Source organism: Chitinimonas sp. (assembly GCF_041904975.1).
GTDB lineage: Bacteria > Pseudomonadota > Gammaproteobacteria > Burkholderiales > Chitinimonadaceae > Chitinimonas.
On the sequence record NZ_JAYRLZ010000369.1, the window covers coordinates 1 to 3,359 of the forward strand.

At 59.2% G+C, this 3,359-nt stretch carries 3 protein-coding genes; 2 read left to right on the forward strand and 1 reads right to left on the reverse strand.

What is annotated here, in order from left to right; genetic code table 11:
* Positions 1 to 252: 252 nt before the first annotated feature.
* Complete coding sequence (locus ACE3OH_RS20915) at positions 253 to 1,626, reverse strand: IS1380 family transposase (protein ID WP_374357765.1); 1,374 nt, start codon at positions 1,624 to 1,626, stop codon at positions 253 to 255.
* Between the two features lie 124 nt (positions 1,627 to 1,750).
* Here ACE3OH_RS20915 and ACE3OH_RS20920 point away from each other — a divergent pair, with 124 nt between their 5' ends.
* Positions 1,751 to 2,446, forward strand: a complete 696-nt coding sequence (locus ACE3OH_RS20920) for a YggS family pyridoxal phosphate-dependent enzyme (RefSeq protein ID WP_374357762.1) — start codon at positions 1,751 to 1,753, stop codon at positions 2,444 to 2,446.
* Complete coding sequence (gene proC / locus ACE3OH_RS20925) at positions 2,443 to 3,255, forward strand: pyrroline-5-carboxylate reductase (RefSeq protein WP_205204113.1); 813 nt, start codon at positions 2,443 to 2,445, stop codon at positions 3,253 to 3,255. Before ACE3OH_RS20920 ends, proC begins: the two co-directional genes overlap by 4 nt.
* Positions 3,256 to 3,359 lie beyond the last annotated feature (104 nt).

Genomic DNA, 3,359 nt, shown 5'->3' on the forward strand with positions numbered 1-3,359 from the left:
CTTGGGCAGATTTTACCTGAATCCGTGCCCGTAAAACTACGCGCCACGCTATCGAGTCAAATTGCCTAATTTTTGCAGGTTGCCTCGGTTATTTTCTCTGCTGACCATGCGAATAGCGTTTTTCTGACCGCTTTTTCCTCTCACATTTAGCCTTCATGAGCCGCTGCTATGTCATTTTCTGTCTCCCGGACGAGCCCACGCCTTCCGCGGTTGCGGAATCTGGTCGTTGGTCGTTGTTGCGCCGCCGAGTTCTCATGGTGAGGCAGCTCGCAGCAGACGTTCCTGCAAGGCGATGAACACCTTCGCGTGGGCTGCTACGCCACGCCCGAAGTCGAGCACCAGACGACGGGCATGGGCGCTAAACTTGGCTGCCCGATACATGATTTCCTGCAACACAGTCTTCAACCGCCGGCGTTTGGCCGGGTGCCGGATCGGGGTAATCTCACCGGTCAGGCCCAACTGACCCAGTAGGCGCAAGCAGTTATACGCAAACGAGGCCAGATGCACGATTGCGTCGTTGGTATCGAACTTGCCCGACGGCAATCGCTCCAGATCCATGTCGGTCTTGATTTCGGAATGGAACTGCTCGTGGGTACCGTGGTGCTTGTACAACTCGATGATCTCCGCCTCCGGTTCGCCCAGGCTGGTCCACCAGCCTTGCAGTTCGATCTCGGGCACCAGCAGGCGCTGTCCCTTTTTGTCGATCGTGCGTTCAGTCACTTGCACGACCAGCCGGAAGGTCCGCCGGATCTTCTTCCAGGCACGTTCGATATCGACCGAAATCTGTCCCACACGCTTGCCTGGACGTGTCTGGACAAACCGCGCCGCCGCCTCGACCCGTTGGACCCAGGCCGCCTTATCCTGCTTTCTCGGGTTCCATTTGGTGATGAAATCAAAGGAACGCCCCTGGCCTGCCCAACGATCCTGTTCTTCGGCCTGCATGAACAGCAAGTGCGCCCCGTCGAAACCACTATCCATGCGTAGCAGCACTTTGGCATCGGCTGGACAGCGCCGGGCCACCAGGCGATCAATCCGCGGAAAAACCCGTTCCAGAAAATAGTCCGTCTCGAAGGCCGAATGTTGCTTGCCAGCCCGCAACTCAAACCCAATATTCCAGCCTTCGTTGCCCAGATAGGCGGCAATCGGCGTATAGCCATCAATCCCTTGATAGGTCCGGCTGACTTCCTCTTTCTTGGTCGCCGAGTTGTCCATCACGAACGTATCAATGTCGCAACAGGTAAAGCCCTTGTGAGCGGTGATCGGTGCTTCGGTACGCTCAAGCAGGCGCAATGACAGCTCGTCGGTATGCTCCCGCAATTCAGCCCCTATGGCGTCCAGCCGCTGACGCATCCACACGCTACTCGGAATCTTCGACAGTCCTAGCGCTTCCATGAAAAACCGATCACCCCGCAGTGGCTCGATCGCTTCAAAATCACTCTTGCCCAAACTGAGCAAACCCACCATCGACTTGACGATGTCTGAGGTCTTCATTCCCTGCAATACCGGTAGCCGGGCATCCATCACCGTCTGCACTTGCGCCGCTTGGCAGCACTGGCCGATCAGCGCCAGCCCTGCATGCGAGGTCAGATTCAGCTTGGTAGATTGTTTCACTTCAAAGCGCGGCATGATCGAATGGGTGAATATATTGAATGCTTTATTATACATTACAATCAATTAGTTATTGATTGTTTATGATATTTGCGCACGGATTCAGGTATACTTTTCGCTTGAAAAGAATTCCTAATGAATTATGAGTGCAATTGCCGACAAGCTGCAAGCTGTACGCCAGCGCATCATAGCGGCGGCGCGTGCTGCCGGCCGTGCGCCTGAAAGCGTGCGCCTTCTTGCGGTCAGTAAAACCAAGCCGCTGGCGGCGATTGAAGCCGCCATCCGTGCCGGGCAAACCGACTTTGCTGAAAACTACGTCCAGGAAGGAGTGGAGAAATGCCTCGCGCTCAAATCCAATGGCATTTTAACGTGGCATTTCATTGGCCCGCTGCAAAGTAATAAAACCCGCCTGGTCGCCGAACATTTTTCCTGGGTCCATAGCGTCGATCGCCTGCGCCTGGCGCAGCGTCTGTCCGAACAACGCCCGGAGCAGTGTGCGCCGCTCAATGTCTGTGTGCAGGTCAATATTTCTGACGAAAAGAGTAAAAGTGGCTGTGCCCCGGCGGAAGCCTGTGCCCTGTGTCAGGCTATCGCGGCCTTGCCCGGATTACGCTTGCGCGGCCTGATGGCCATTCCGGCGCCGACTACCGATGTGGCGGCACAGCGGGCGGCATTTCGCAGCCTGCGCCAGTTGGCGCAAAGTATTTCGCAACATGCATCCCTGCCGCTTGATACCCTGTCGATGGGCATGAGCGATGATCTCGAAGCAGCGATTGCCGAAGGCGCGACCATGGTCCGCGTCGGCAGCGCAATTTTTGGTGAAAGAAGCTACGCATGAACATTCTCTTCCTTGGCGGCGGCAATATGGCCTATGCCCTGATCGGCGGCATGCTCGACAAAGGCATTGCCGCCAGCGAAATTCAGGTGATCGACCCGGGCAGCGAAGCGCGCGCCCGCCTGCATCAGGCCTACGGGGTGGTGAGTTATGCCCAGGCTGCAGACGCACCGGCCGCGCCGGATGTGCTGCTCCTGGCCGTCAAGCCGCAGCAGATGCGGGAAGCTGTGGCGCCCTGGCAGGGGCGTCTGGGTAACGCGCTGGTCATCAGCATCGCTGCCGGCCTGGATTTGGCGACACTGGCGCGCTGGCTGGGGGGGCATCAGCGGCTGGTGCGGGCCATGCCGAATACGCCGGCGCTGGTCGGTGCAGGGATGACCGGCTGCTGCGCCACGGCAGCTGTGGATGAGGCCGGGCGCGAACTGGCTGACAAGCTGTTGCAATGTGTTGGCGCGACGGTGTGGGTTGAGCGTGAGGCGCAGATGGATGCCGTAACGGCCATCTCCGGCAGCGGCCCGGCCTACGTATTTCTGTTCATCGAAGCCCTGCAGCAGGCTGCGCTGGAGCTCGGTTTGTCGGCCGAGCAGGGACGCCAGCTGGCGGTGGCGACGGTACAGGGTGCCGGAGCGCTGGCGGCGACAAGCACGGAGGACGTGTCGGTGCTGCGCGAGCGGGTGACTTCGAAAGGCGGCACGACGGCGGCGGCACTGGAGGTGATGCAGGCGCAGGCGGTGCCGGCGGGCATTGTGGCCGGCTGTCACGCGGCGGCGGCACGTGGGGCCGAGCTGGGTCGTTTGCTGGGGGCGGAGTGATGCAGGCGCTATTCTTCTTGCTCAATGCGATCGCAGGTTTTTTCGCTTTTCTCTTCCTGCTGCGCTTTCTCATGCAGTGGCTGCGGGTGTCGTTTTCCGGGCAG

Coding starts and splice junctions, on each gene's coding strand:
- ACE3OH_RS20920 (WP_374357762.1), top strand. CDS start 1,751: ATGAGTGCAATTGCCGACAAGCTGCAAGCTGTACGCCAGCGCATCATA.
- ACE3OH_RS20915 (WP_374357765.1), bottom strand. CDS start 1,626: ATGCCGCGCTTTGAAGTGAAACAATCTACCAAGCTGAATCTGACCTCG.
- proC (WP_205204113.1), top strand. CDS start 2,443: ATGAACATTCTCTTCCTTGGCGGCGGCAATATGGCCTATGCCCTGATC.